Source organism: Halocalculus aciditolerans, from assembly GCF_014647475.1.
Lineage (GTDB): Archaea > Halobacteriota > Halobacteria > Halobacteriales > Halobacteriaceae > Halocalculus > Halocalculus aciditolerans.
The window spans coordinates 588,191-612,023 of record NZ_BMPG01000001.1 but is presented as its reverse complement, the minus strand read 5'-3'; the positions used below and the strand labels follow the sequence as shown (position 1 = coordinate 612,023).

The 23,833-nt window shown below is 68.6% G+C and carries 26 protein-coding genes and 1 tRNA gene; 9 read left to right on the top strand and 18 right to left on the bottom strand.

The window, feature by feature from the left end; translation table 11 throughout:
* Window positions 1-3: 3 nt before the first annotated feature.
* From IEY26_RS03055 to IEY26_RS03020, 8 genes are read right to left on the bottom strand one after another with little or no spacing between them, the layout of a single operon-like run.
* Window positions 4-954, bottom strand: coding sequence for a 30S ribosomal protein S3 (locus IEY26_RS03055; protein WP_188975712.1), 951 nt, complete (start codon window positions 952-954; stop codon window positions 4-6).
* On the bottom strand, window positions 954-1,415 hold the full coding sequence (locus IEY26_RS03050) for a 50S ribosomal protein L22 (protein WP_188975710.1): 462 nt from the start codon (window positions 1,413-1,415) through the stop codon (window positions 954-956). Before IEY26_RS03050 ends, IEY26_RS03055 begins: the two co-directional genes overlap by 1 nt.
* A 3-nt stretch (window positions 1,416-1,418) precedes the next feature.
* Window positions 1,419-1,841 carry a 30S ribosomal protein S19 gene (locus IEY26_RS03045; RefSeq protein WP_188975709.1) on the bottom strand — a complete coding sequence of 141 codons (423 nt, stop codon included), beginning with the start codon at window positions 1,839-1,841 and terminating at the stop codon, window positions 1,419-1,421.
* Between the two features lie 3 nt (window positions 1,842-1,844).
* A complete protein-coding gene (locus tag IEY26_RS03040) occupies window positions 1,845-2,567 on the bottom strand; it encodes a 50S ribosomal protein L2 (protein WP_188975706.1) in 723 nt (240 codons plus the stop codon).
* A 2-nt stretch (window positions 2,568-2,569) separates the two neighbouring features.
* Window positions 2,570-2,830: a 50S ribosomal protein L23 gene (locus tag IEY26_RS03035; RefSeq protein ID WP_188975704.1), complete on the bottom strand. Its 261-nt coding sequence runs from the start codon at window positions 2,828-2,830 to the stop codon at window positions 2,570-2,572.
* Entirely contained in the window at window positions 2,827-3,579 is a 753-nt protein-coding gene (rpl4p, locus tag IEY26_RS03030) for a 50S ribosomal protein L4 (protein ID WP_188975702.1), read from the bottom strand. The genes IEY26_RS03035 and rpl4p overlap by 4 nt, the downstream gene beginning before the upstream one ends.
* 3 nt (window positions 3,580-3,582) lie before the next feature.
* Window positions 3,583-4,590, bottom strand: coding sequence for a 50S ribosomal protein L3 (locus tag IEY26_RS03025; RefSeq protein ID WP_188975701.1), 1,008 nt, complete (start codon window positions 4,588-4,590; stop codon window positions 3,583-3,585).
* 4 nt (window positions 4,591-4,594) lie between these two features.
* Window positions 4,595-5,461: a putative RNA uridine N3 methyltransferase gene (locus tag IEY26_RS03020; RefSeq protein WP_188977086.1), complete on the bottom strand. Its 867-nt coding sequence runs from the start codon at window positions 5,459-5,461 to the stop codon at window positions 4,595-4,597.
* Between the two features lie 200 nt (window positions 5,462-5,661).
* On the opposite strand from IEY26_RS03020, the gene IEY26_RS03015 reads away from it, so the two are divergent.
* The 4 genes from IEY26_RS03015 to IEY26_RS03000 all read left to right on the top strand — a co-directional run bounded on the left by IEY26_RS03015 (window position 5,662) and on the right by IEY26_RS03000 (window position 7,861).
* Window positions 5,662-5,732 (top strand) — tRNA-Gly (locus IEY26_RS03015).
* 211 nt (window positions 5,733-5,943) lie between these two features.
* Window positions 5,944-6,261, top strand: coding sequence for an MTH1187 family thiamine-binding protein (locus tag IEY26_RS03010; protein ID WP_188975699.1), 318 nt, complete (start codon window positions 5,944-5,946; stop codon window positions 6,259-6,261).
* Window positions 6,262-6,473: 212 nt separating this feature from the next.
* Entirely contained in the window at window positions 6,474-7,412 is a 939-nt protein-coding gene (gene mch / locus IEY26_RS03005; RefSeq protein WP_188975697.1) for a methenyltetrahydromethanopterin cyclohydrolase, read from the top strand.
* 44 nt (window positions 7,413-7,456) lie between these two features.
* The gene (locus tag IEY26_RS03000) at window positions 7,457-7,861 is read left to right on the top strand and encodes a hypothetical protein (RefSeq protein ID WP_188975695.1); all 405 of its coding nucleotides are present in this window, start codon (window positions 7,457-7,459) and stop codon (window positions 7,859-7,861) included.
* Between the two features lie 4 nt (window positions 7,862-7,865).
* On the opposite strand, the gene IEY26_RS02995 is transcribed toward IEY26_RS03000, so the two are convergent.
* From IEY26_RS02995 to IEY26_RS02985, 3 genes are all read right to left on the bottom strand, one after another.
* Window positions 7,866-8,258 carry a hypothetical protein gene (locus IEY26_RS02995; RefSeq protein ID WP_188975693.1) on the bottom strand — a complete coding sequence of 131 codons (393 nt, stop codon included), beginning with the start codon at window positions 8,256-8,258 and terminating at the stop codon, window positions 7,866-7,868.
* Window positions 8,259-8,391: 133 nt separating this feature from the next.
* Window positions 8,392-9,993, bottom strand: a complete 1,602-nt coding sequence (locus IEY26_RS02990) for a GTPBP1 family GTP-binding protein (protein WP_188975691.1) — start codon at window positions 9,991-9,993, stop codon at window positions 8,392-8,394.
* A 117-nt stretch (window positions 9,994-10,110) separates the two neighbouring features.
* On the bottom strand, window positions 10,111-10,746 hold the full coding sequence (locus IEY26_RS02985; protein ID WP_188975689.1) for an HAD family hydrolase: 636 nt from the start codon (window positions 10,744-10,746) through the stop codon (window positions 10,111-10,113).
* Between the two features lie 102 nt (window positions 10,747-10,848).
* Here IEY26_RS02985 and IEY26_RS02980 point away from each other — a divergent pair, with 102 nt between their 5' ends.
* Window positions 10,849-11,055: a hypothetical protein gene (locus IEY26_RS02980; RefSeq protein WP_188975687.1), complete on the top strand. Its 207-nt coding sequence runs from the start codon at window positions 10,849-10,851 to the stop codon at window positions 11,053-11,055.
* Here the strand turns inward: IEY26_RS02980 and pyrF are convergent.
* The 3 genes from pyrF to IEY26_RS02965 are packed head-to-tail and all read right to left on the bottom strand — an operon-like array spanning window position 11,052 to window position 12,681.
* Window positions 11,052-11,852: an orotidine-5'-phosphate decarboxylase gene (pyrF, locus tag IEY26_RS02975; RefSeq protein WP_188975685.1), complete on the bottom strand. Its 801-nt coding sequence runs from the start codon at window positions 11,850-11,852 to the stop codon at window positions 11,052-11,054. The two genes, IEY26_RS02980 and pyrF, sit on opposite strands and share 4 nt — an antisense overlap.
* Window positions 11,853-11,854: 2 nt before the next feature.
* Window positions 11,855-12,229 carry a hypothetical protein gene (locus IEY26_RS02970; RefSeq protein ID WP_188975683.1) on the bottom strand — a complete coding sequence of 125 codons (375 nt, stop codon included), beginning with the start codon at window positions 12,227-12,229 and terminating at the stop codon, window positions 11,855-11,857.
* The gene (locus tag IEY26_RS02965; RefSeq protein WP_188975681.1) at window positions 12,229-12,681 is read right to left on the bottom strand and encodes a DUF2240 family protein; all 453 of its coding nucleotides are present in this window, start codon (window positions 12,679-12,681) and stop codon (window positions 12,229-12,231) included. Before IEY26_RS02965 ends, IEY26_RS02970 begins: the two co-directional genes overlap by 1 nt.
* A gap of 388 nt (window positions 12,682-13,069) precedes the next feature.
* On the opposite strand from IEY26_RS02965, the gene IEY26_RS02960 reads away from it, so the two are divergent.
* Both IEY26_RS02960 and IEY26_RS02955 read left to right on the top strand, forming a co-directional pair.
* Window positions 13,070-13,444: a 30S ribosomal protein S8e gene (locus tag IEY26_RS02960; RefSeq protein ID WP_188975679.1), complete on the top strand. Its 375-nt coding sequence runs from the start codon at window positions 13,070-13,072 to the stop codon at window positions 13,442-13,444.
* 98 nt (window positions 13,445-13,542) lie between these two features.
* Window positions 13,543-16,572: a bacterio-opsin activator domain-containing protein gene (locus tag IEY26_RS02955; protein WP_188975676.1), complete on the top strand. Its 3,030-nt coding sequence runs from the start codon at window positions 13,543-13,545 to the stop codon at window positions 16,570-16,572.
* 270 nt (window positions 16,573-16,842) lie between these two features.
* Here IEY26_RS02955 and IEY26_RS02950 read toward each other — a convergent pair whose 3' ends face one another.
* Together IEY26_RS02950 and IEY26_RS02945 are read right to left on the bottom strand one after the other, a co-directional pair.
* On the bottom strand, window positions 16,843-19,065 hold the full coding sequence (locus IEY26_RS02950) for a CDC48 family AAA ATPase (protein WP_188975675.1): 2,223 nt from the start codon (window positions 19,063-19,065) through the stop codon (window positions 16,843-16,845).
* 166 nt (window positions 19,066-19,231) lie between these two features.
* Window positions 19,232-19,963 carry a hypothetical protein gene (locus IEY26_RS02945; protein ID WP_188975673.1) on the bottom strand — a complete coding sequence of 244 codons (732 nt, stop codon included), beginning with the start codon at window positions 19,961-19,963 and terminating at the stop codon, window positions 19,232-19,234.
* A 90-nt stretch (window positions 19,964-20,053) separates the two neighbouring features.
* On the opposite strand from IEY26_RS02945, the gene IEY26_RS02940 reads away from it, so the two are divergent.
* Window positions 20,054-20,257 (top strand): hypothetical protein, encoded by a 204-nt coding sequence (locus IEY26_RS02940; RefSeq protein ID WP_188975671.1) that lies wholly within the window; start codon window positions 20,054-20,056, stop codon window positions 20,255-20,257.
* A 39-nt stretch (window positions 20,258-20,296) separates the two neighbouring features.
* A complete protein-coding gene (gene radB / locus IEY26_RS02935; protein WP_188975669.1) occupies window positions 20,297-20,992 on the top strand; it encodes a DNA repair and recombination protein RadB in 696 nt (231 codons plus the stop codon).
* A gap of 63 nt (window positions 20,993-21,055) precedes the next feature.
* On the opposite strand, the gene IEY26_RS02930 is transcribed toward radB, so the two are convergent.
* Together IEY26_RS02930 and IEY26_RS02925 are read right to left on the bottom strand one after the other, a co-directional pair.
* Window positions 21,056-22,198 (bottom strand): CBS domain-containing protein, encoded by a 1,143-nt coding sequence (locus tag IEY26_RS02930; RefSeq protein WP_188975667.1) that lies wholly within the window; start codon window positions 22,196-22,198, stop codon window positions 21,056-21,058.
* Window positions 22,199-22,399: 201 nt separating this feature from the next.
* On the bottom strand, window positions 22,400-23,827 hold the full coding sequence (locus IEY26_RS02925; protein ID WP_188975665.1) for a dihydrolipoyl dehydrogenase family protein: 1,428 nt from the start codon (window positions 23,825-23,827) through the stop codon (window positions 22,400-22,402).
* Between the last annotated feature and the right edge of the window lie 6 nt (window positions 23,828-23,833).

Here is a 23,833-nt window from a genome sequence, read left to right as displayed (position 1 = left end):
GTATTACTCCTCCGTTTCTTCTTCTTCTTCGCCTTCCATCTCTTCGAGGAGCTCGTCTGCTTCCTCGGCAGCGCCGGCTTCGACGTCGTCGAAGTCCTCTTCGTCGACGTCTTCGGCGTCCGCTTCGACTTCCGCTTCGAGCTCGTCGAGGGCTTCCTCCACCGCTTCCTCGGAGTCCGGCGGCGAGGTCGGGCTCGCGCCCTCCTCGGCCTCGAACTCTTCTTCGGCGATGGCTTCCTGAGCGACGTCCGCCGCTTCCGCGGCGTCCGCGGCCTCGTCCTCGGCGGGCTCGCCTTCGAGGAGTTCCTCGACGCTCTCGCCGGCTTCCTCCTCGTCGACGACGAGGTCCGAGATGTCGGCCTCCTCGTCGATCTCGAAGTCGTCCGGGAGCTCCGCGTTCGGCGGGATGATCTTCACGTTCACGCCGATGGTGCCGAGCTTCATGACCGCGACACCCTGGCCGTGGTCGACGATCTCCTCGGCGGGCTCGCCGTTGTGCTTGATGTAGCCGCGGTTGAACTTCTCGACGCGGCTCCGGGCACCCGTGACCTTCCCGCTCAGGACGATCTCAGCGCCGAGCGCGCCGGATTCCATGATGCGGTCGATGGTCGTGTGACCCGCTTTCCGGAAGTACCAGCCGCGCTCGAGCGCGTTCGCGAGGCGGTCCGCGACGATCTGTGCGTTCAGGTCGGGTTCTTCGACCTCCTGCACGTCGATCTGCGGGTCCTCGAGGTCGAATCGCTCCTCGAGCTGCCGGGTGACCTTCCGGATGTTCTTCCCGCCCTTCCCGATGACCATACCGGGTTTCTCCGCGTGGAGGACGATCTGCGTCCCCATCGGCGTGTGGGCGACGTCCATACCACCGTAGCCCGCGCGGCCGAGTTCTTCCGCGAAGAACTCGTTAATCTGCGACCGCTGCAGGCCTTCTTCGATGAATTCGAGTTCGTCAGCCATTATTCACTTGCCTCCTCGAGGACGAGTTCGACGTCGCACTGCGTGGTGTTCCACGCCGTGGCGCGACCCATCGCCCGCGGCTTTCGCCCCGGGGACTCCCCGACCTTGTGCGCGGCGACGTGCATAACGGTCATGCTGTCCGCATCGAACCCCTGCTGGTCGGCGTTGTTCATGGCGTTCTCGAGGAGGTCGAGGAACGCCTTGCTGGCCTTGTTCGGATAGCGGCCCGCGTCCCAGCCGTCGATGTCGGAGCGGTGCCCGACGGAATCGTTGTGCTGTTTGAAGGGGACGGAGCGTTTCTCCGCGACGACGTCTTCGAGGTAGGAGACGGCGTCCGTCGCCGTCTTCCCCTTGATTTCGCGCGCGATGGCCTTGCTGTGCTTCAAGCTGATCGGCCGCTCCCGGAGCATGGCTTTCGCCGTGGTCTCGGGGTCGGTTTCGACGCTGTAGTGGATTCCCATGGTTTACTTGAGCGGCACGAACTTCGAGGAGCGGGTCGCGCCGATACCCGCCTGCCCGTGTTCGACGGACGTGCGCGTGAGTTCGAACTCGCCGAGGTAGTGCCCGAGCATCTCGGGTTCGACCTCGACGCGGCCGAACTCGTGGCCGTCGTAGACGGCGAACGTCTTCCCGACGAACTCCGGGAGCACCGGCATGTCGCGCAGGTGCGTCCGGATCGGGTTGTTCGCCGACTCCTCCTCGCTTCGCTTGCGAGCTTTCTCGAGGACCTTCTGGTGTTCCTCGGAGAGTCCACGGACGATGGTTCGCCGCTGGCGTGCGGGCAGCAGTTCCGCGACTTCGTCCAGGTCCATCTCCTGGAGTTCGTCGAGCTCGTAGCCGCGGTAGGTGAACTCACCCTCGCGGCCGGTTCGGTATTGCGTGCTCATGGGTTACTTGCCACCTCCGCGACCGGTGCGGCGGGACGCGATGTCCCCGACCTTGCGGCCCGGCGGCGCGTTCTTCGAGACGGACTTCGGACGACCGGGGTGCTGGCGGCCACCGCCACCGAACGGGTGGTCGACGGCGTTCATCGCGACGCCACGGACGCGCGGCCACTTCGTGCCTCGCGCCTTCATCTTGTGGTGTTTCGTCCCGGCCTTCACGAACGGCTTCTCCGTGCGGCCGCCACCGGCGACCACGCCGATGGTGGCGCGGCAGTCCGGGGAGAGCCGCTTGATCTCGCCGCTCGGCAGCTGAACGACCGCGGCGTCACGCTCGTGCGTGATGAGGTCCGCGTTCACGCCGCTGGAGCGCGCGAACTTCCCGCCGTCGCCCGGCTGACTCTCGACGTTGCAGACGGGCACGCCCTCGGGAATCTCGCCGAGCGGCAGCGTGTTGCCCGGTTCGATGGACGCGGAGACGCCGACTTCGATGGCGTCGCCGACGCCGACGCCCTCGGGAGCGAGGACGTAGCGCTGGTCGCCGTCGGAGAACTCGACCTGCGCGACCGGCGCGCTGCGCGCCGGGTCGTGCTCCACGCCGACGACTTCGCCGGCGAGGACGTCTTCGTCCTCTGCGTTCTTGTGCGTGAGATTCGCCTTGTATCGGTGCGACGGCGCACGGAACGTCGACGTCCCGCGCCCGCGTCGCTGCCCTTGGATTCTGCGTCCCATTGTTAGAACACCCCGATGCGGGAGGCGACGTCCTGCGCGTCGTCCTCCTCGGAGAGCGTCACGATGGCTTTCTTCTCGCCCTTCATCGTGATCATCGTGTTCACGTCGGTGACGGTGACGTCGTACTGTTCGGAGACGGCGTCACGGACGTCGGGCTTGTGCGCGTCGATGTCGACGATGAACTGGAGCTTGTTGTCGAAGTCCATGTCGTTCATCGCTTTCTCGGTGACGAGCGGGTAGTCGATGACGTCGCGGTCACTCATCGCTCGCTCACCTCCTCGACTGCGGCTTCCGTCCAGACGGTGAGGCGTCCGGCGTCCGCGCCGGGCGCGAGGTCCTCCGCGCTGACGTTCGCCGCGGTGGCGACGTCCACGCCGGCGAGGTTCCGCGCGGCCTTCGACGGGCCGGCCTCGCTGGACGTGACGAAGAGGATGGACTTCGGCTGCTTGTACTTCCGACCGCGGAGCTTCCCCTGCCCCGCGCGGACGGTCCGGCCGTCCTCGGAACGCTCGATGTCGCCGTCGACGCCGACGGCTTCGAGGAAGGAGACGACCTCCTTCGTCTTCACGAGGTCCTCGAAGTCGTCGGAGACGACGAGCGGAATCTCGGTGTCGTCGTCGAACACGTGGCCGCGTTCGGCGACGAGGTCGGCGTCCGCGGTCGCCGCGATGGCGCTCCGGACGGCCGCCTTCCGCTCTTTCGTGTTGAGGTCGAGCGACTGGTCTTTCTCCTTCTTCGGCGGGTGGGCCTTCCGGCCACCGACCGTCTGCGGAACGCGAGCACCCTGTCCCTCACTGCGGGGGACGTGGGCCATCCCGCGACCGCTCCCGAAGGATTCAGCGGACGTGCGGAGACCCGCGAACTCGTCCGCGCCGTATTTCTGTTTTCGGTTGGCCTGAGCGGCGAGCACGGCGCGCTGGATGAGGTCCGGGCGGAAGTCGGAATCGAAGACCGCCGGGAGGTCCAGCGTGCCAGCGTCGTCGCCGTCGAGGCTGCGTACGGTTGCCTGCATGATTTATCCCTGCTTGCTCTCCGTGCTGACGTAGCGCACCTCGGGGTCGAGGCGCGGCGATTCGTTCGGGCGGACCGCCGGCCGGAAACGCAGGAGGCGTTTGTCCGGACCGGGGAGCGAGCCCTTGACGAGCGCGTACGCGCCGGAGACTTCGCCGTAGTTGACGAAGCCGCCGTCGGCGTTCACGTCGTCCTCCTCACCGAAGTCGAGGAGGCGTTTGTTCAGTTCCGTGCGCTGGTGGTACCCCGTCTGACCGAGCTGGGGGACCGTCGAGCGAACACGGCTGGGGTTCCACGGGCCGAGGTTACCGATACGGCGCCGCCACCCCTGGCGGGCGTGTTTGCCCTTGCGTTTCTGGACGCCCCAGCGCTTGACCGGGCCCTGGGTGCCCTTCCCCTTCGTGACGCCTGCGGCGTCGAGGAACTCGCCCGCTCGGAAGACGTCGCCGAACTCGTGTTCGCCGCCGTCGCCGAGGAGGTCGAGCGCGAAGTCGGCGCGGTCCGCGATGGAACCGCCGCCGACGCGCGTCTCCATCACGTCGGGTTTCTTCTTCGGCACGCCGGACAGAACGTCCGGCGTGGTGTGTGTGATGACGCGAACGTCGCTGACGTCACCGTTCTCGATCGCTTCGGTGATGACGTCGGGGTCGCCGCCCGTTTCGGGGACGGAGAGCGCGCGGTCGAGGTTCTCGTCGAGGTCGTCCGCCCACACTTCCGTGAGGGGCTTCTGACCGTACGGCGTGTCCTCGTAGACGCGCACTGCGGCCGCTCGCATCGGTGGTGTTTCAACGATAGTGACGGGGACCGAGGTCTCCATCCCTTCCGTGGGGGAGTCCGGTTGGTCGTCGACCGTCACGACGTGCGTCATGCCTGCCTTGTACCCGGCGAAGCCCTGGAGGCCCGGCTGCCCGTCGTCGCTCGGCCAAGAGCTGAAGCGTGGAACTTCACTGGCCGCGCGCTTCCGGGGACCGAACCCCATCGAGCCTTTGCGTGGTCTGCTTGGTTGTGGCATCGTATCACTCCGTGAGCGTCAGGCACGCGAGGGCGGCGAACAGAGCTTCTTCCGTTCGCACGACCTCGCTGCCCTGGTCCGGGATGACGTTGAGCCAGGCGTCGAACCGTCCGGATGCGCCGGTGGAGTCGGTGGGGACGCAGTCGAGCGCGGCTTCGGTCCCGATAGCACTCGGGTCGATGCCGAGCATTGGCGGCAGCCCACGCGTCGGCGCGCCGAAGACCGCGGTCAACCCCTCACGCGCGACGCGGTCCGTGTGGTCCGTCAGCCCGGACGCCGTCAACGGCGTTCCGAAGCGTGACGTGGCCACGCGGTAGCCCGCGTCGTCACGGGAGAGTTCGCCCCCGATGGTCCCGCGAAACACGTCGAACCCCGGAAGGGGAACGTCTACGAGTTTCGCGCGGACCGGTCGTCGCGAAGAGACCCTGATGGTCACGCGCTCCCCCTCCCGAACCTCCATACCGGGAGGCGTCAGGAGAGAGACCGGGTGTTGCATGCCGCAATTGACCCGAACGCGCCCGTCAGATCCGACCTGGGTCACGATTCCCTGTCGTTTCGACCCCGAACCGCTCGATTCGGAGCCGGTCCATGCTGACACGCGGAGCGGCGGCAGGATTCCGGCGTACTCCAGTTCGTCGCGTTCGTCGAAGGCCTCCTTTCGGAGGTACGGTGGCGTTGCGGCGTACCGCAACACCGTTTCGACGAACCCGCCGCCCCACTGTCGCTCGCCGTCGGGGTCGTCGAAGACCACGAGGCGGTCGACCGAGTATACCGCCGCCGCACGGGCGACGTAGCCGAGCTTGCGAGTCGCCTCGCGTTTGTCCTCGGCTTCTCGAACGAGGGACGACGGCACGAGTACGCTGAGTGTCATGCCGATTCGCGTCCACGTCTCACCACGAGACTGTAACCACACTACCGACGTTGCGATTAAAAGGGTGTTGCTTCCCATCCGACGCTGAGACGCCGTCACACGGTACGCACGCCCAGTATCCGACCCGTCACCAACCCCCATCCCCTGTCGCGATTCGCAAGTCTTTTTTACGTGACCCGCATTGGATAGGATGCAGGCAAGCACTAGTAGTGTAGTGGTATCACGTGACCTTGCCATGGTCACAACCCGAGTTCAAATCTCGGCTAGTGCACATCCATAACCTTCCTTTCGTGACCTGGATCCGCGAGCGACTGGTGTTTCGCATCGAGTAACCGTTCTCGTCTCGCGACGACTCACGTCCCTCTATATCTTTATGCGAGCGCGCGCGTTAGAAGGCTGGCCTCGTCGCCGACGGGGTCGGAGGCAACGCTGGCTACGGGCGCGGGAAACGACTTACGTGGTGCGGCCTCCAACCTCGACGTATGACGGCCATCGCGTTTCTGAGCGTCGCACCGGTTCGGGAGGGGAGCATGGCGGCTGACGTGGCGAAAGCCGTCGACGCCCTCGACGACTTCGACGTGTCCTACGAGACGACGCCGATGGGGACGACCATCGAAGCGGAAGACGTCGGGACCCTCTTCGACGCCGCGCAGGCCGCACACGAAGCCGTTCCCGGCGACCGCGTGTCGACCGTCCTGAAGATCGACGACAAGCGGACGAGCGAGTCGACGGCGCGGGAGAAGGTCGAACACGTCGAGCGCGAGCTCGGCCGGCCGGCGAAACGCGAGCGAGAGGAGTGACTCCGCGGGCGTGAGGTCGGGGAGAACGCGACTTCGGCGTCGACGGCCGGTGACGCTGTCGCTCCGTGGGTGTAGAGTTGGAGCGGGGTTACTCGCCGGTATCCTACGTCGGCGATCGACCGCTCCGTCCCTGACTCGGGTGGCTTCGGGCATAAGGCCGTCGAAGCGCCGACTGAGAAACCCTTTACGGGGTGACGCCCGACTCGTGGAGTATGGAGAGCGTGAGCCGGAACGCCATCGAGTTGGCGGACGAGGCAGTAGAGTTCGCGGGCGAGTTGAACGTCGGCGCGTTCGACCTGGAGAACGGCGCGACCGTTATCGACTTCGGCGTCGACCACCGCGGCGGCGTCGAGGCCGGCCTGCTCCTCGCGGAGTTACAGACGGCGGGGTTGGCGACGGTGCAGACGCGGATGGGCGAGGTCGCGGGCGCGCCGTTCCAGTTCGTCGAGCTGTCCTGTGACCGCCCGGCGATCTCCCTGCTCTGCAGTCAGAAGGCCGGCTGGGAGGTCACCGTGGACGGGTTCGAGGCGCTGGGAAGCGGGCCGGCGCGCGCGCTCGTCGCCGACGAGCCGGAGTTCCGCGAGCTCGGGTATACGGACGCGTTCGACCTGACGGTGTTGACGCTGGAGACGGACGGGCTGCCGTCGGAGCGCGTGGCGGCGGAGATCGCGGAGCGCGCGGGCACCGCGACCGACGGTCTCTACCTCCCGGTGTATCGGACGGCGAGCGTCGCGGGGAGCGTGTCGATGGCGGCGCGGCCGGCGGAGCTCGCGGCCTTCCGGCTGTTCGAACTCGGCTACGACCCGGCGGACATCCTCGGGGCGTCGGGGAGCGCGCCGGTCGCGCCGGTCGCGGCGTCAGAGGAAGAAGCCATCGCGCGGACGAACGACGCGCTGGCGTTCGGCGGGCAGGTCACCCTGCGCGTGCGCGAGGACTTCGACGCGTTCGACGAGATTCCGTCGAACGCCTTCGAGGAGTACGGCGCGCCGTTCGCGGAGATATTCGCGGAGACCGAGTGGGAGTTCGCGGACGTCGATCCGCGGGCGTTCGCGCCGGCGCAAGTGACGGTGGACGTCGTCGGCGGGCCGACCTACGCGGTCGGGGAGACCCACGAGGAGCTCCTGCTCGACTCGTTCGACCTGCGGGAGTGAGGATGCGGTACAAGCCCGTGCCGCCCGCGCCGGACTCACCCGACGTGGTTTCGCGCGCACGCGACAGCCTCCCGGAGTCCGTCGACCCGGACGTGGACTGCTGTGCGCGCGTGATGGACGCCGTCGGCGTCGACCGCGGAACGGCGGCGGACTGGCTCGTCTTCCTCGCGGCGCTCGGTCTCCTCGACGAGCGAGACGGCACGTACGCGCAGAGCGCCGCGGCGGTCGAACGGGGCGCGCTCGCGGACGCGTTCGTCGAGCGCGTCTACGGCGCGCGCGAACTCGTCGACGTCCTCGACGACGACCCACGCACAGTAGAGGACATCGCGTCACGGGCGTCGGTGCTGCGTGACGCGGAGCGAGTCGCACGGCTGCTCGCGTGGTGTCAGCTCCTCGGACTAGCGGAGCGAGCGGACGGCGGGTATCGAGTCGCGAACGAGCGCCGCTAGAGGACTAGATGGGTTCGAGGGGGCGGCGGGGCGCGCGGTACCAGAGGAGGTAGACGCCGAGCGCGCCCGCCATCGTGGTGACACACCAGAGGGAGATCGGGTCGATGCCGACGACTGGGGCGGACGCGAAGCCCGCGGTGAGGGCGATAGCACCGAGCGCGGACGCGACGAGCGCGGCGGCGGCGTCGATTGAGAGGCGGGCGTGCGAGTGGGTAGTGACGTACTGGCGGACGCGAGCGCGCTGCGTGGCGAGCGCGCCGACGGGGGAGCCGAGCGTGAACGCGATAGCCGCCGGGTAGGGCGAGGGGAGGAACGGCACGAGGACGAGGAGCGCGAGGGCGTTCGTGATCGCGCCCGCGGCGAGCGCGCCGGCGACGCGACGGAGGCGGCGCTTCATACGCGTTCGACAGGGTGGAGTCTGATAAACCGTACGGCCGGGTCAGGTGCCCGCTTAGCGCGGTATCGGAGCGCACGCGGGAGGGGGCGTCAGCGGCCGCGGAAACGCGGCGTCGGCGGCCGCGGTGCGGTGGTCAGTCGAGGAGCGTGCGCACGGTGCCGACGCCTTTGCTGGAGCCCTCGCGGAAGACGAAGCGCTGGCCTTCTTCGAGGAGGTACGGTTGGAACTTGAAGCGGACAGTCGCCGAGCCGGTGTCGCCGGGGAGGAGCTGGCCGCCCTCGGGTTCGAAGACGGCGGCTTCGCTGATGGTTTCGAGGTGGACGACGGGTTCGTAGCCGGCGTCGATGCGGGTGGGGTGGTTGAGGACCATGACGTCGGCTTCGAAGCGCCGGGTGGCGCGCGGGGCGCTGTCGCGGGGGACGAGCGCCATGCCGCGGGTGATGTCGTCGGCGCGCACGCCGTTGAGGGCGATGCCGACGATGCGGCCGGCGTCCGCCTTGTCGACGCGGTGGTAGTGCATCTCGATGGACCGGACGTCGACGTCGCGGAAGGAGCCGTCGGGGAAGGGGCCGAGGGCGAGTTCGTCGCCGGCGGCGACGCTGCCGGATTCGATGGTGCCGGAGGCGACGGGGCCGACGCCGGTGACGTTGTAGGCGCGGTCGACGTAGAGGCGGAAGTCGCCGTCGCGCTGTCCGGCGGTCTTGGGGAGGCGGCGGAACATCTCGTGGAGGACGTCGAAGCCGTCCTCGGTGACGGCGCTCGTGCGGACGAGGGGGACGACGGTGTCGTCGAGTTCCTCGATGGCGGTCTCCGTGCCGTAGCGCGAGACGGGAAGGGGAGTGCGGCCCGCGCCGCGGAGGAGCCGTTCGACTTCGGTTTCGACCTCGCGGAGTCGCTCCTCGGAGACGAGGTCGGTCTTGGTGACGGCGACGATGGTGGGGAGTTCGGTGGCGAGGAGGACGCCGAGATGTTCTCTGGTCGTACTGGTCGGGCCGTCGTCGGCGGCGACGACGAGGAGGCCGTAGTCGAGCTTCTGTCCGACGAGCCCGCGAATCGTGGTGTGGAGCCAGGGTTCGTGGCCGACGGTGTCGACGAAGGAGACGACTCGGTCGGCGGTTTCGACGACTTTCGCGCGTTCGGGTTTCCGGTTCGGGTGGTCGACGTGGACGGTGTCGCCGTCGGCGAACCCGTAGACGCCGTAGGAGATGTCGGCTGAGAGGCCGCGTTCGACCTCGTGGGGTTGGACGTCCATGACGCCGCGCGTGCCGCCGTCGCCGTCGTCGGCGCGGCCGGTGACGAGCGAGCCGACGAGCGTGGATTTCCCGTGGTCGACGTGGCCGGCGGTGCCGACGATGATGTGGTCGTCGCCGCCGTCGAGCGCCGTGCCGTCGTGGATGGACGCGATACCGACGAGTCCGCCGTTGTCAGCGCCCCACGTCTGGACGTCGGCGATGTGCGCGCCGGCTTCCTCGGCGAGGAAGCTCAGGACGTCGAGCGTCTCCGAGAACGCCTCGGGCGAGGTTCCGGCGATGCCGCCGTCGTCGGTGACGCCGACGACGTAGAGCGCTTCGCCGTCCCCGGAGAGGACGCGGTGGCGGAGTTGCGCGGCGAGACTCTCCAGGCGGCCGTCGGCCAAGTGGACGTCTCGCGTGAGCCGTTCCTTGAACTCGACGTTTCCGCCCTCCTCCTCACCGCGTTCGAGGGCGGTGCGGAAGACGGCGCGGTCGAGGGCCATGTGGATTGGTAAGAGCCCACACCCAAATACGTGCTTCGCACAACTGAGAACCGTTCGCACAGTAGGGGTAGGGAGCTCGTGAGAGAGCGGCGGTTGTCCGTGAGCGGATGAGGCGGGCTACCGGAACGTGTCCGCGAGGTCGGCGAGGCCGACGAGGCTCGACACCGTGGGGGTGTCGTCGCCGCCGAGGTGGACGGCGCGCCAGCCGACGGCTTTTGCGCCGGCGACGTCCGCGTCGGCGCTGTCACCGACCATGACGTAGTCGGTCGCGTGCAGGGCGGCTTCGGCGGCGACGAAGGCGTCCGGCGCGGGTTTGTGCGCGCCCGCGTCGTACGAGGTGACGAGCGCGTCGACGTGGTCGTCGAGCCCCGTCGCGGCGAGTTTCCGCGACTGGAGGGAGCGGACGCCGTTCGTGAGCACGCCGACTGGGCCGCGGGCGGCGACCCGTTCGAGGAGGACGGACGCGCCGGGCGTCGCGTGCACGCCTTCGACTTCCGCGGCGGCGAGCGCGCGCGTCAGCGCCTCGGGGTCGGCGTCGAGGCCGAACTCGCGGACGACCGCCGACATCCCCGCCGAGTACGGCTCGTCGTCGAGCGCTTCGAACGCGCCGGAGAACGCCTCGCCGTAGACGTCGCCCCACGCGTCCTCGTACGCGCCGACGACGCGGTCGAACGCGTCTTCGAGCACTGCGTCGAACCCGTCGTCGAACGCGACGAGCGTCCCGTCGAGGTCGAAGAACACGGCAGTCGTCATACCGAGGGCGACGAGCGCTGCCGGTAAAAACGATGGCCCTCCCCGTCCGGGCGCGCCGTCGCCGCCCGCACGTTGATTGTGCCGCGCGCCGAAGAGCCGCGTATGAGCGTCACCGGCGTCTGTCAGCTGTGCGAGTCCGCGCAGGCACGCTTCGCGTGCGACCGCTGCGGCCGCGTCGTCTGCGCCGACCACTACGACCGCGGCTCCGGGCTCTGTACGGACTGCGCGAAACAACGAGGCGGCGAGGAGAAAACCACGAGCGGCCGCGAGCGCGGTGACCGGCCGGACGACTGGGGCGAACCCCGCTAGCGGTACTCGTTCAGTCGTTTCTTCAGCTTCCGAGCGGCGTCGCCCGCGGCACCCGCCCAGTTCGGGGAGTCCTCGCCGGCGAAGATGATGCCGCGCGTGGAGTTCACGACGCCGACGCCCGCGTCGGTCAGGCCGTGTTCCACCGCTGCTTCGGCGTCGCCGCCCTGCGCGCCGACGCCGGGGACGAGGAACGGGAGGTCCGGAGCGCGTTCGCGGACGGTCTCCAGTTCTTCCGGGGCGGTCGCGCCGACGACGAGGCCGACGTTCCCGTGCTCGTTCCACTCGCTCGCGCGCCGCGCGACGTGCTCGTAGAGGTACTCGTCGTACGACGCGAGTTCGAGGTTCTGGAAGTCCTTCCCCCCTGGGTTCGACGTCCGACAGAGGACGATGACGCCCTTGTCCTCCCGCGAGAGGAACGGCTGGAGGCTATCTCTACCCAGATAGGGGTTGACGGTGATGGCGTCGGCGCGGTCGAGCGCTCGGGCGTACTGGCGGGCGGTGTTCCCGATGTCCGCGCGCTTCGCGTCGAGGATGACCGGGACGCCCTTCCCGTGGGCGTACGCGATGGTCTCGACGAGGCTCGTCCACCCGTCAGGGTCCTCGTAGAAGGCGGCGTTCGGCTTGTAGCACGCGGCGTGTTCGTGCGTCGCGTCGATAATCCGTCGGTTGAACTGCCAGCGCGGGAAGTCGGCGTCGCGGACGTCGTCGGGGAGCCGGTCGAGGTCGGGGTCGAGGCCGACGCAGACGACGCTGTTCGTCTCGTCGATGCGGTCGGCGAGGTCGTCGAAGAAGCCCATCGTTACTCGCCAAGCGCGGCCGCCAGTACATCAACAACTCGCTTTACCTCGGCCGCGTCCGCGACGAAGACGAGCGTACGCGGCGGTTTCGACGCGACGGGGCGAACGCGCAGGCCGGCGTCCGCCGCGGCCGTCCGCGCGTCCGCTCGCCCCCGACGCAGGTCGACGTAGAGGCGGTCCGGCTGCATGTAGACCGCGCCCGCTCGCTCGCCGTCCAGTTCGATATCGTACGCCCGCGTGCCGTCCGGCGTCGGTTCGGCGTCGGTGTCGGCGTTCTCGACGGTGACGCGGTCGAACGGCGGGACCTGCCGGCCGGTGAGTTCAGAGGCGAGGAGTTGCGCGAGGCGGCGGCCGTCGGTCGTCTTCTCGGCGACCATCAGGCCTCCTCCTCCAGCGCGTCCCGCGCCACGCGAGCGGCGTCGTCGGCGGCGAGGCCGTGCCGGCGCGCGTACACGACCGCCGCCGCGTCCGCCGTCACACCCAGATTCCCCTGGAGGTCGTTGATGGCGGCGACCGTCTCTTGGCGGTCGTGCCCCTCCGCGACGAGGTCGTCGAGCACGCGCTCGAACGCCGAGCGCTCCCGGAAGAGGGAGTCGTCCACCGTGAACTCCTCGGGAATCTCGACGTCGCTCGCGTCGAACGTCGCCGCGACCCGCCCGTTCTCCCGGCGCAGCAAGCCCTCGCGCGCGCCGACGTCGAGGAGTTTCTTCGCCTGGTCGGGACTCATCCAGTCCCGGTCCAGCGAGAGCGCCACCACGAACTCCTGCTCGCCGATCTCCTCTTTGCCCTTCTGGAGGAACGGCGCGCCCACGGCGACCCGGAGACTCATTACCGAGTACTCCCTCACGCGGCGGCCTAAACCCCGCGGTCCCGACCCGCCTCGACGGCCCAACCACCGAACGCAGCCGGCCAATCAATCACCGCCCGCGAACAGATAGCTAACCACTACGGGTGGGGCATCGAAAGGGGGCGACTGGTCGCGTTCGCTCGGCGACCCCTATCCGCGAGCTTGCGAGCGGATATGTCGTCGAGCGGGCGCGAGCGGGAGCCGGCTTTCGGAGAAGGCGTCGACGAATTCGGAGATGAGTGAGACCGAGTGCTCGCCGAGAGTGCGGTCAGAACGAAGCCGAGTGGGAGCGAATCGACGTGGGGAACGAAAGCGTACTAGCGCCGATGAAAGCGAAGGCATCAAGTACGCGACGGGCTATTTCCTCCGTATGCAATACCAGGGTAAGTCTAAGCGCACGAAGACTGGTGCGCGAACGCGGCCGCAGCACAAGAAGCGCAAGGCGGAGCTCGGTCGGTCGCCGACGGAGACGACGGTCGGCGAGCCGCGGTTCCGCACCGTGGACTCTCGCGGGAACGAGAAGAAGGTTCGCGCGCTCGCGACGAACGTGGCGAACGTCACGGACGGCGGCGACACGAGCCGGCTGGAGATCGTGGACGTCGTGGAGAACGACGCGAACCCGAACTACGTTCGGCGTAACATCATCACGAAGGGCGCGGTCGTCGAGCTGGAGGACGGCACGCAGGCGCGCGTGACGTCCCGCCCGGGGCAGAACGGCCAGGTCAACGCGGTCGCGCTCGAATAATCGGTTTCTCACCCGTTTTCTCCCGTCCCGGAGCGGCCGCCACCGACCGGATTCCGTTGACGGCATCGTTTATCGGGGTCGAGCGCGTAGCGAGGGGTATGACGCAAGGGCCGACGCCGACGCACACGCGCTCGGACGTGGTCGCGGTGTTCGAGGCGACGGAGACGCCGGGGACGCCGTTGACGGCGAGCGAGGTCGCAGAGGAGCTGGGGTGTGCGCGCCGGACGGCGTACGGGAAGCTGGAGTCGCTCGCGGCGTCCGGCGCGCTGGAGACGAAGAAGGTGGGCGCGCGGGGGCGCGTGTGGTGGCGAGTCGAAGGTTCGTCGACGACGCCCGAGGAAGCGCCGGAAGCGACGGTAGAAGCGGCAGCCGCGACCGGCGGCAGGACTGACGGCGACGGTGAGGGGAGTGACGACACCGACGCTGACGGCAGTGCTGAGGGTGACGGGGATGCCGGGAGCGACGCCAGTGCCGACGCGGATGCCGACGGCGACGGGTCGCTGGCGGAGGCGCAGTTCCGCGAGTTCGTGGAGACGGTGTCGGATTACGCGATTTTCGTGCTCGACGAGAAAGGACGAGTGCGGACGTGGAACGAGGGGGCGCGGCGGGCGAAGGGCTACGAGGAGGAGGAGATCCTGGGCGAGCACGTGTCGACGTTCTACACGGAAGCCGACCGGGAGGCGGGGCGGCCGGAGACGAACCTCGCGCGGGCGGCGGCGGAAGGGCGGGTCGAAGACGAGGGGTGGCGCGTGCGGAAGGACGGGTCGCGGTTCTGGGCGAACGTCGTCATCACGGCGCGCTACGGAGAAGGCGGCGACCTCCGCGGGTACACGAAGGTCACGCGGGACATGACGGAGCGCCACGACTACGAGCAGCGGCTGCGCGAGCAGCGCGACGAGCTCGACGAGCTGAACCAGATCAACACCGTCATCCGGGATATCGACCAGGCGCTCGTCGCGGCGACGTCGCGGGACGGTATCGAGGAGGCGGTCTGCGAGCGGCTCGCGGCGTCGGAGACGTACGCGGCCGCGTGGGTCGGCGAGTACGACGAGGAGTACGAGACGATGACGGCGCGGACGGCGGCGGGCGTCGACGCGCCGCGTCTCGACGCAGTCAACGCGGGCGACGGCGACGGCGCGACGGCAGTCCGTGAAGCGGGCGCGGTCGCGCTGCGAACGGGCACCGTCCAGCGCGTCGGCGAACTCGTGTCGAGCGACTCGGAGAGCGAGAGCGGGGAGTCGGTGGTCGCCGTCCCGCTCGTCCACGAGGACGTCGAATACGGCGTACTGGTGGTCTCTGCGGACCGCGCGTCGGCGTTCGACGAGCGGAAGGTCGCGGTGATGGCGGAGCTCGGCGAGACGATCAGTCACGCGGTCGCGGCGGTGCGGCGGAAGGAGCGCGAGCGGACGCTCACAGCGCTCCAGCAGTCGACGCGCGACCTCCTGCACGCGGAGACACACGAGGAAATCGGGGACATCATCGTGACGACGCTCACGGACGAACTCACTCTCGACGACGCCTGCGTCTACCACTTCGACGCCGCGGAGAACACGCTCGACGCCGTGAGCTGGGCCGCGCGCGACGACGGCCGGGCGAGCGAGACGCGCGCGCTCGACGCCGGCGCGGGGTCGGCCGTCTGGCAGGCGTTCGTCGACGGCGACACGGGCGTCGTGGGTGCGGGGAGCGACACACTCGTCGTGCCGCTCGGCGAACACGGCGTGCTCGCCGTCTCGGCACCGGGACACGACGGGTTCAGCGGGAACACGCGGAACCTCGTCGAGCTGGTCGCGGCGACGGCGGAGGCCGCGTTCGACCGCGTGGAGAGTCAGGCGACGCTCCGAGAGCGCGACGAACTCTTACAGGAGCAGAACCAGCGGCTCCAGCGCGTGAATCAGGTGAGCACCATCATCCGCGACGTCGACCAGGCGCTCGTGGAGGCGACGACGCGCGACGAGATTCAGCGCGTCGTCTGCGAGCGCCTCACGCGCAGCGACCGGTTCCGGTTCGCGTGGATCGGCACGCCGACGGACAGCGGGGAGGCGCTCGCTCCGGCGGCGCAGAGCGGACAGGAGCGCGGCTACCTCGACGACGTCGACCTCGCACCGGCACCCGCGGAGGCCGCCGAACCCGCGGTGACCGCGCTCCGGACGGGTAACGCGACCGTCGTGTCGAACGTCGCCGAGAACCTCCGGGACGGCCAGTGGCGCGCGGACGCGTTCTCTCGGGAGTTCCAGTCCGTCATCAGCGTCCCGCTGCACTACGGTGACGTGACGTACGGCGTGCTCTCCGTCTACGCCGACCGCCCCGGCGTCTTCGAGGAGATGGAGGAGTCGGTCTTCGTCGAACTCGGCGAAACGATCGCGAACGCCGTCAACGCCGTGGAGTCGAAGCGCGCGCTCCTCAGCGACCGAGTGGTCGAGATCGATTTCCACCTGGGCGACGACGCGAGCGTCCTCGGTCGGCTCGCCCGCCGGCTCGACGCCGACCTCACCGTGGACGCGGTCCTGCCGCTCGCCGACGACCGCGTTCGCGTGTTCTTCGCCGCGCGCGACGTCGACGCCGACGCGGTCACCGACGCGCTCGCCGAGGTGGACGCGGTCGAGTCGAGCCAGTACCTCGGGACGGCCGGCGACCGCGTCTTCGTGGAAGCCGTCGTCGCCGGTCCGAGCGTCGTCGGCGCGCTCGCGGAGTACGGCGCGGCCCTCGGGTCGCTGACGCCCGCGGTGGACGGCCTCCAGCTGACGGCCGAACTCCCCGGGGCCGCGAGCGTCCGCGAGTTCGTAGAGTGGCTCCGCGGGCGCTACGCGAGCACGGAGTTCGTCGCGCGCCGCGAGCGCGAACGCGCCCCGAAGACTCGGGAAGGGATTCACGCGGAGCTCGACGACGTGCTCACCGACCGCCAGCGCGAAATCCTCGAGACCGCCTACTACAGCGGGTTCTTCCTCACGCCGCGACAGAGCACCGGGACCGACGTCGCCGACATGCTCGGCGTCTCACAGCCCACCGTCTCCGAGCAGCTCAGAACCGCACAGCGCAAGCTCCTCGACGTCATTCTCGACGGCCGGACGGCGGACTCCGCGACGTCGACGCCCGGAAAAACCGAATCAGGTGGGGTCCACGGGAGTTAGCGTGGGCGGTGGTGGTTCCTGTGGCAACTCCATTCCCCCATCCCCCAATGGAGGCATTTGACCCAAAGAACCAGATACACATAGAAGCAGTTCCTATCAATATAACCCCTGTCCAGTCCGGTGGGTATCAACATAGCCGGTCGTCGGTGGCGGATGAGGAAGCCGTGCGGTAGCGTCCGATTCGACGCGGCGAAGCGACGCGGAGAGTCGGCGCGAGAAGGCGGAGGAAAAGTCCGAGCGAAGCCGGAGAGGAGGTCGCGGCGCGGCGGCCTACTGGAAGCCGATGTGGCCGCTTTCGCGCTGCTGGGTCGGCGTGTTTCCGCCTTTGAACTGTTCTTCGACGGTGTCGTAGTAGTCGAGGAGGTCGTCCGTGATGGTGGGACGGACGTTCTCCATGGCGCGGCGGAAGTGCCGCATCTCGACTTCCTCGGCGTCGTCGTCGTCGCGGAGCGCCTCGATGGCGGCTTCTCGGGCGATGTTCGCGAGGTCGCTCCCGACGTAGCCGTCCGTGATTTCCGCGAGCTCGCGGAGGCTGACGTCCGGCGCGAGCGGCGTGTCGCTCGTGTGAATCTTCAGGATCTGCTCGCGGCCGTCGACGTCCGGCTGCCCGACCATCACCATCCGGTCGAAGCGCCCGGAGCGGATGAGCGCCGGGTCGATGATGTCCGGCCGGTTCGTCGCGGCGACCACCATCACGTCCTCCATGTCCTCCAGCCCGTCCAGTTCGGTGAGGAGCTGGTTCACGACGCGCTCGGAGACGTTGTTTCCGGCATCTTGGCCGCGACCGGGCGCGAGCGCGTCCAGCTCGTCGAAGAAGATGACGGTCGGGCTGACCTGCCGGGCCTTCCGGAACGTCTGCCGGATCGCCTTCTCCGACTCCCCGACCCACTTCGAGAGGAGCTGCGGGCCGCGCACGCTGATGAAGTTCGCGTTCGTCTCGTTCGCCACCGCCTTCGCCATCAGCGTCTTCCCCGTGCCCGGCGGCCCGTAGAGGAGCACGCCGGACGGGGCGTCGACGCCCATCCGCTGGAACTTCTCCGGGCTGTTTAGCGGCCACTCCACGGACTCCTTCACGTTCTCCTTCGCGTCCGTGAGCCCGCCGACGTCGTCCCACGTGATCTTCGGGAGCTCGACGAGGACCTCGCGCATCGCCGAGGGTTCGACCTCGTTCAACGCGCCGCGGAAGTCCGTCCGATTGACGATCATCCGGTCGATGAGGCTCGGCGGAATGTCCTCCTCGTCGAGGTCGATCTCGGGGAGGTACCGCCGGAGCGCGCGCATCGCCGCCTCCTTCGTCAGGCTCTCGATGTCCGCGCCGACGAACCCGTGCGTCTCGTCCGCGAGGTGCGGGAGGTCGATGTCGTCCGAGAGCGGCATCCCGCGCGTGTGAATCTTCAGGATCTCCTCGCGACCCACCTCGTCGGGGACGCCGATTTCGATCTCGCGGTCGAACCGACCCGGCCGACGCAGCGCGGGGTCGACGGCGTCGACGCGGTTCGTCGCCGCGATGACGATCACCTGCCCGCGCCCTTCGAGGCCGTCCATCATCGTCAGGAGCTGGGCGACGACGCGCCGCTCGACTTCGCCGGTGACGTCCTCGCGCTTCGGCGCGATGGAGTCGAGTTCGTCGATGAAGATGATGGAGGGCGAATCCTCCTTCGCGTCCTCGAAGATCTCGCGGAGCTGCTGCTCGGACTCCCCGTAGTACTTCGAGATGATCTCCGGGCCGGCGATGGAGAAGAAGCTCGCCGACGTCTCGTTCGCCACCGCCTTCGCCAGCAGGGTCTTCCCCGTCCCCGGCGGCCCGTGGAGGAGGACTCCTTGGGGCGGTTCGATGCCGAGTTTCTGGAAGATCTGCGGGTGCTTCATCGGGAGTTCCACCATCTCCCGGACGCGCTGAATCTCGTTCTGGAGTCCGCCGATATCCTCGTAGGTGATGCCGCCGCCGGTGCGCTCGTAGCCGCTGATGGGCTCCTCGCGCAGCTCGACGTCGGTGTCCTCGGTGACGAGGACGACGCCCTCCGGCTCGGTCTCGACGGCGATGAGCGGGATGGCCTGCCCTGGCGACCGCATGAACGGGTGGTTCGTCGAGGACATCACGGGGACGATGTCGCGTTCGACCACGGGCCGTTTCAGGATCTGTCGTTTCACCATTCCGGCCGCGTCGCTCCCGAACTGCACGCTCGCCTCCTCCGGCGGCGCGAGCACGAGCGTGTCCGCTTTCTCCGCTTCCGCCTTCCGGATCTTGACGCGTTCGCCGATACCGACGTCCGCGTTCTGCCGGGTGAAGCCGTCGATGCGAACAGTATCAGTATTCCAGTCCTGACGGTCCGCACGCCAGACTTTCGCCGCGGTCGTCTCCGCGCCCTCGATCTCGATGATGTCCCCCGGGCTCAGCTTCAGGTGAAGGAGCGTGTCGGGGTCGAGGCGGGCGATACCGCGTCCCGAGTCGTTCGGGTACGCCTTCGCCACCTCGAGTTGGACTTCGTTCATTGGTTGGGGTCTCTGTGGTGAGGTATCTTTCACGCCGACGAAAGAATCTTCCGCCAGCTGCTGTGTGTTTCACTACCACACGCGTCTACAAAGACGTGACGCCGCCCCCCTCCGTTGCCGGAACCCCCGACGCGACGGCCGGCGGGGGCGGGGGTCGGTTCAGCGATTATTCTTCGACGCGGTCGCGGTGTTGGTCGAGGGCGTCGTCGATGCTGAGTTCGCCGCGGGCGACGCGGCGGGCGAGGTCGTCGGGGAGGGTGCGGTCGTCGGGGGAGCGTTCGCGGGATTCGGCTTTGATGACTTGGAGTTCGCCGTCGGTGGGTTCGAAGTCGCGGGAGGTGGTGCGTTCGCCTTCGAGGCGGGCGATGTTGACGGCGGCGAGGACGTCGTCCATGCCGCGCGCGCCCGCGCCGAGGTAGGGGGTGGTGCCGGTTTCGTCGACGATTTCGATGGGGGCGTCGACGTCGTCGAGGATGCGTGCGCCGTGGAGGCGCGCGCCGTCGCCCATTCTGACGATCGGGTCGAGCGCCCCGGCGAGTTCGTCGTTGACGACGGCGGCGGCGTCCTCGGCGGGGACCTGGAAGGCGGCGACGACGAGGTCGCCGGAGAGCACGGCGATACCCGGGTTCGGGCCGGGGTCGACGCCGATAATTGTTCGTTCCGCGCCGCCGCGGAGGTAGGCGAGGGCTTCGTCGACGGCGCGCCGCGGGTCGTCGGGGTCGGCGACGACCGTCTCCACGTCGAAGTCGGCGTCGTCCGACTCCGCCGTGACGACGACGTCCGCGTCCGCCGGGAGCCCCTCGTCCGGTTCGATGGTCGTGAACTCGACGCCCCGGTCTCTGAGCGCGTTCACGACCTCGTGGTAGACTTCGAAATCCGCCGTCGCGACGACTATCACGCTCCCACCCTCGCTCTCGCGCGGCAAAAAGCCACGCGTCGCCGAGGGACGACCCGAAGAGATACCCGTCTACCGCCGAAACGGCGCGGTATGCGACTTCCCGCAGTCATCAACGCGGAACTCGGCCTCCGCTGGGCGCAGGCCCTCCTCCTCGTCGCGCTCGCCGTCGTCAGCACGCTGCTCCTCACGTGGAACCTCGCGTTCGTCTGGGTCGCCATCCTCGCCGCCTGGGCGCTCGGCCGCGCGTACGGCAGGCGGAGCGCCTACCGAGACGTCGGCCGGGCCGCCGACTGACCGGACTGCTTTTGCGACGGGGCGAACTACTCCCGGGTAGTGAGCGATTCGCACGTCTCGACGGGCTGTCCGCCGCTCGACGACCTTCTCGGCGGCGGCCTCGAACGGGGGCAGGTAACGCAGCTCTACGGGCCGCCGGGAGCGGGGAAGACGAACGTCGCGCTCTCCGCGGCGGTGCAGGCCGCCGACGCCGGCGGTACCGCCGTCTACGTGGACACGGAGGGCGTGAGCGTCGAGCGCTTCCGGCAAATCCTCGAAGCGAACGCGGAGGACCCAGACGAGGCCGCGGGGAACGTCGTCATCGAGTCCGCGCACGACTTCGCCGAGCAGGCGGAGGCCGTCCGAGACGCGAGCGACTTCGCCGAGCGGGCCGACCTCGTCGTCGTCGACTCCATCACCGGCTTCTACCGCCTCGAACGCGGAAGCGACGACCAGGGCGGCGACTCCCTGCGGGAGGTCACCCGCCAGGTCACTCACCTCCTCTCGCTCGCCCGGAAACACGACCTCGCCGTCGCCGTGACGAACCAGGTCTACTCCGACCCCGACGCCGGCACTGATTCCGTGCGCCCGCTCGGCGGCCACACCCTCATGCACTGGACGGGCGTCGTCGTCCGCCTCGAACGCTACAAGGGGAATCGCCGCCGCGCCGTCCTCGAAAAACACGGCGCGAAACCCGAAGGCGAACGCGCGAACTTCGCCATCACCGACCGCGGCCTCGAAGCCCCCTCCGCCTAACCGACGACGCGCGGCCGGTTGGCTACGCGGCGTGAAAGAACGAGGAACAGTGGGTCGCGCGGCTTAGAGCTGGTTGAGCTTCCGGAGGAGCTGGCCTTCGTACTCCTCGTCCGCCTGGATGCCCTTCATTTCGAGGACGTTGCGTTCGAGCTTGTCGACGGCGACGTGGAAGGCGTTGTCCGCGCCGTAGCCCTCGCCGGTCCCCATCGCCTGGCCCTTGTTGGTGCGGAGGCGAATCTGACACTGGATGAGGGCGGTGCCGCGGAGCTTCTCCTTGTGCTGGTGGAAGCGGACGTGCGCGTGCAGGACGTCCATCTCCGCGTACTTCGAGGCGACCTTGCTGATGGTCTCGCGGACGTCGTCGCGCGAGAGCGTTTCGAGCAGGTCGATGTTCGTGATCTGGACGTCCATCGTCTCCTCCTCGGTGTAGGAGAGCGCGCGGAGCACGTCCGTCTTCGTGAGGACGCCGCCGACGACGCGGTCGTCGTCGGGGTCGGTCACGACGAGGCCGGAGTAGTCGTTCTCGAGCATCGTCGCGACGGCGTCTTCGACGGACGTTTCGAGCGCCACGGTCTCGACCGGGCTCGACATGACGTCGTAGACCGGGAGGTCGAGGAGGCGTTCGATTTCGCCGCTGCGGTCGCCGCGCGTCGTCTTGTCGCCCTGGCGGACGACGAAGTCGACGATGTCGTTCGTCGTGACGACGCCGGTGAGGAAGCCGTCCTCGTCGACGACGGGGAGGCGGCTGATGCCGTTCTCGCGGAGGAGGTTGATGACGCGGCCCATCGTGTCGTCCTCGTCGATGGTGATGACGTTCGCGGTGTAGATGTCGGCGACGTCGAGCGCGTCGAGGCTGTCGAGGACGGCGTCGAGGATCTGGTCCTCGGTGATGATGCCCCAGAGGCGGTCGGCCTCGAAGACGGGGGCGACCTTCGTGTTACCCTCGACGAGCATCCGCGCGGTCTCTCGGATGTCCTCGGTGCGGTCGATTTTCGGCGCGGGCTTCATCATCGCGTGCGCCTTCGTGTCGTCGTCGATGTGCGAGCGGAGCAGCTGGCGCTCGGTGATGACGCCGGCGTACTGGCCGGCCTCCATCACGATGATGCCTTTCGGGTTCTCCTCGTCGAAGAGAGAACGGACTTTGCCGAGACGGTCTTCGGATTCGACCTCGACGTAGTCCGGGGTCGCGATATCAGCGATGTCCATAGCGTACTCTGGATTCACGGCCGACACTCTTGAAGGTTGTTGCAGGCGGTCGTGACGCGCCGAAACACCGATACGTCGTCGGACGGTACCGTCCCCCATGGGAGACCCGGCATGCTACCTTCGAGTCTGTCCGGCCTGCGATGCGACCTGCGACATCACCGACGACGCCTGCCCCGACTGCGGGGAGCCGCTCGCGGAGGGCTAGGCGTCGAGTTCGTCGACGGCGTCCCGGAAGAGACCGTCGAGAATTTCGGGCGTCGTCGGGTGGTAGGCGCGACTCGGGAGGTCGCGGACGTCGAGACCGAGCTCGACGATTACCTGCATCGTTTTCGCCATGACGTCGGCGTGGTAGTGGAGGCCCTGATACCCGAGCACCGTGCCGTCCTGGGCGACGACGAGGTCCGCGCCGCCGCGCGGGACGACTTTCGCCTCGAAGACGCCGTCGTCGCTCGCGTCGCGGGAGACAACGATGGGGTCGTAGCCGGCCTCGCGCGCGGCGTCGGCGGTGTGGCCGAGGCGCGCGTACGGGTAGGTCCCGAGGCCGGAGAAGACCACGCGGTGAACGGTCGGGTCGTAGGTCTCTAACTCCTCGCCGCGAGCGTGCGCGAGGATGTTTCGCCCCGCGGTGTAGCCTTCCTCTTTCGCGACGTGGAGGACTTGCTCGCGGCCGGTGACGTCGCCGACGGCGAAGACGCGCTCGTCGCCGCGCGCCTGCATCGTCTCTGCGACCCAGCCTTCCCCGGGGTCGACCGCGGTGTGTTCCAGACCGAGACCGTCGAGTGTCGGCACGCGACCAGTGAACAGAAAGAGGTCGTCCGCCTCGACCGTCGACCCGTCATCGAGGTGGACGGCGACGCCCTCGTCAGTTTCCTCGACGGCTTCCTCGCGCACGCTCGTGCGCACGTCGATGTCGTACTCCTCGCGGTAGCAGTCGAGGAGGTCGTCGCCGAGGCGGTCCGGCGCGTCGTCCAGCGGCCGCTCGTCGTGCTCGATGACCGTGAGGTCCACGTCGCCGACTTCGGCGAGGTAGGGCGCGAGTTCGAGGCCGACGAACCCGAAGCCCATCACGACGCCGGAGTCGGGGAACTCGGTCGCGTCGAGGACGCGCGCGGAGTCCCAGTAGTCGACGTCCTCGATGCCCGGCAGGTCCGGGACGTTCAGCGAGGAGCCGGTGGCGACGACCACGTAGTCCGCCTCGATTTCGCGGTCGCCGACGGCTACGGTGTGTCTCTCAGTCTCCGGCCGGTCGGTCGACGAGCGGGATTCCTCGGCGTCGACGAAGCGCGCGGTGTCGTGAATGAACTCGACGCCGTCGCGCTCGGCGAGGTCGTGGATGGCGTCGCGGCGGTAGCCCGCCCACCGCCCCGTGTTCTCGTCCTTCCGCTCGACGATGGCGTCGACGTCGGGCGCGACGGCGGCGTTCAACCGCGGGTCGTGCTCCGCCTGGTGCTTGTGCTCGCCCGCGGAGAGCACCTCCTTCGACGGCATACACCCGCGGAGGATGCAGAGCCCGCCGCCCGGGTCGCCGTCGTCGACCATCGTCAACTCCACGCCCTCCGCGTCCGCGAGCACTTCCGCGACGGCGGAGCCCGCGCTCCCGTACGCGCCGATGAGCACGACGTGCGTCATAGGTCA

Excerpts from the sequence above, each read along its gene's own strand:
- IEY26_RS03020 (WP_188977086.1), bottom strand. The coding sequence starts at position 5,461 with ATGACACTCAGCGTACTCGTGCCGTCGTCCCTCGTTCGAGAAGCCGAG.
- IEY26_RS03050 (WP_188975710.1), bottom strand. The coding sequence starts at position 1,415 with ATGGGAATCCACTACAGCGTCGAAACCGACCCCGAGACCACGGCGAAA.
- IEY26_RS02950 (WP_188975675.1), bottom strand. The coding sequence starts at position 19,065 with ATGAACGAAGTCCAACTCGAGGTGGCGAAGGCGTACCCGAACGACTCG.
- IEY26_RS03010 (WP_188975699.1), top strand. The coding sequence starts at position 5,944 with ATGACGGCCATCGCGTTTCTGAGCGTCGCACCGGTTCGGGAGGGGAGC.
- IEY26_RS02955 (WP_188975676.1), top strand. The coding sequence starts at position 13,543 with ATGACGCAAGGGCCGACGCCGACGCACACGCGCTCGGACGTGGTCGCG.
- IEY26_RS02985 (WP_188975689.1), bottom strand. The coding sequence starts at position 10,746 with ATGACGACTGCCGTGTTCTTCGACCTCGACGGGACGCTCGTCGCGTTC.
- IEY26_RS02960 (WP_188975679.1), top strand. The coding sequence starts at position 13,070 with ATGCAATACCAGGGTAAGTCTAAGCGCACGAAGACTGGTGCGCGAACG.
- IEY26_RS03045 (WP_188975709.1), bottom strand. The coding sequence starts at position 1,841 with ATGAGCACGCAATACCGAACCGGCCGCGAGGGTGAGTTCACCTACCGC.
- IEY26_RS03055 (WP_188975712.1), bottom strand. The coding sequence starts at position 954 with ATGGCTGACGAACTCGAATTCATCGAAGAAGGCCTGCAGCGGTCGCAG.
- pyrF (WP_188975685.1), bottom strand. The coding sequence starts at position 11,852 with ATGGGCTTCTTCGACGACCTCGCCGACCGCATCGACGAGACGAACAGC.
- IEY26_RS03025 (WP_188975701.1), bottom strand. The coding sequence starts at position 4,590 with ATGCCACAACCAAGCAGACCACGCAAAGGCTCGATGGGGTTCGGTCCC.
- IEY26_RS02995 (WP_188975693.1), bottom strand. The coding sequence starts at position 8,258 with ATGAAGCGCCGCCTCCGTCGCGTCGCCGGCGCGCTCGCCGCGGGCGCG.
- IEY26_RS02930 (WP_188975667.1), bottom strand. The coding sequence starts at position 22,198 with ATGGACATCGCTGATATCGCGACCCCGGACTACGTCGAGGTCGAATCC.
- IEY26_RS02965 (WP_188975681.1), bottom strand. The coding sequence starts at position 12,681 with ATGAGTCTCCGGGTCGCCGTGGGCGCGCCGTTCCTCCAGAAGGGCAAA.
- IEY26_RS02990 (WP_188975691.1), bottom strand. The coding sequence starts at position 9,993 with ATGGCCCTCGACCGCGCCGTCTTCCGCACCGCCCTCGAACGCGGTGAG.
- IEY26_RS03035 (WP_188975704.1), bottom strand. The coding sequence starts at position 2,830 with ATGAGTGACCGCGACGTCATCGACTACCCGCTCGTCACCGAGAAAGCG.
- IEY26_RS02925 (WP_188975665.1), bottom strand. The coding sequence starts at position 23,827 with ATGACGCACGTCGTGCTCATCGGCGCGTACGGGAGCGCGGGCTCCGCC.
- IEY26_RS03040 (WP_188975706.1), bottom strand. The coding sequence starts at position 2,567 with ATGGGACGCAGAATCCAAGGGCAGCGACGCGGGCGCGGGACGTCGACG.
- mch (WP_188975697.1), top strand. The coding sequence starts at position 6,474 with ATGGAGAGCGTGAGCCGGAACGCCATCGAGTTGGCGGACGAGGCAGTA.
- IEY26_RS02980 (WP_188975687.1), top strand. The coding sequence starts at position 10,849 with ATGAGCGTCACCGGCGTCTGTCAGCTGTGCGAGTCCGCGCAGGCACGC.
- IEY26_RS02940 (WP_188975671.1), top strand. The coding sequence starts at position 20,054 with ATGCGACTTCCCGCAGTCATCAACGCGGAACTCGGCCTCCGCTGGGCG.
- rpl4p (WP_188975702.1), bottom strand. The coding sequence starts at position 3,579 with ATGCAGGCAACCGTACGCAGCCTCGACGGCGACGACGCTGGCACGCTG.
- IEY26_RS02970 (WP_188975683.1), bottom strand. The coding sequence starts at position 12,229 with ATGGTCGCCGAGAAGACGACCGACGGCCGCCGCCTCGCGCAACTCCTC.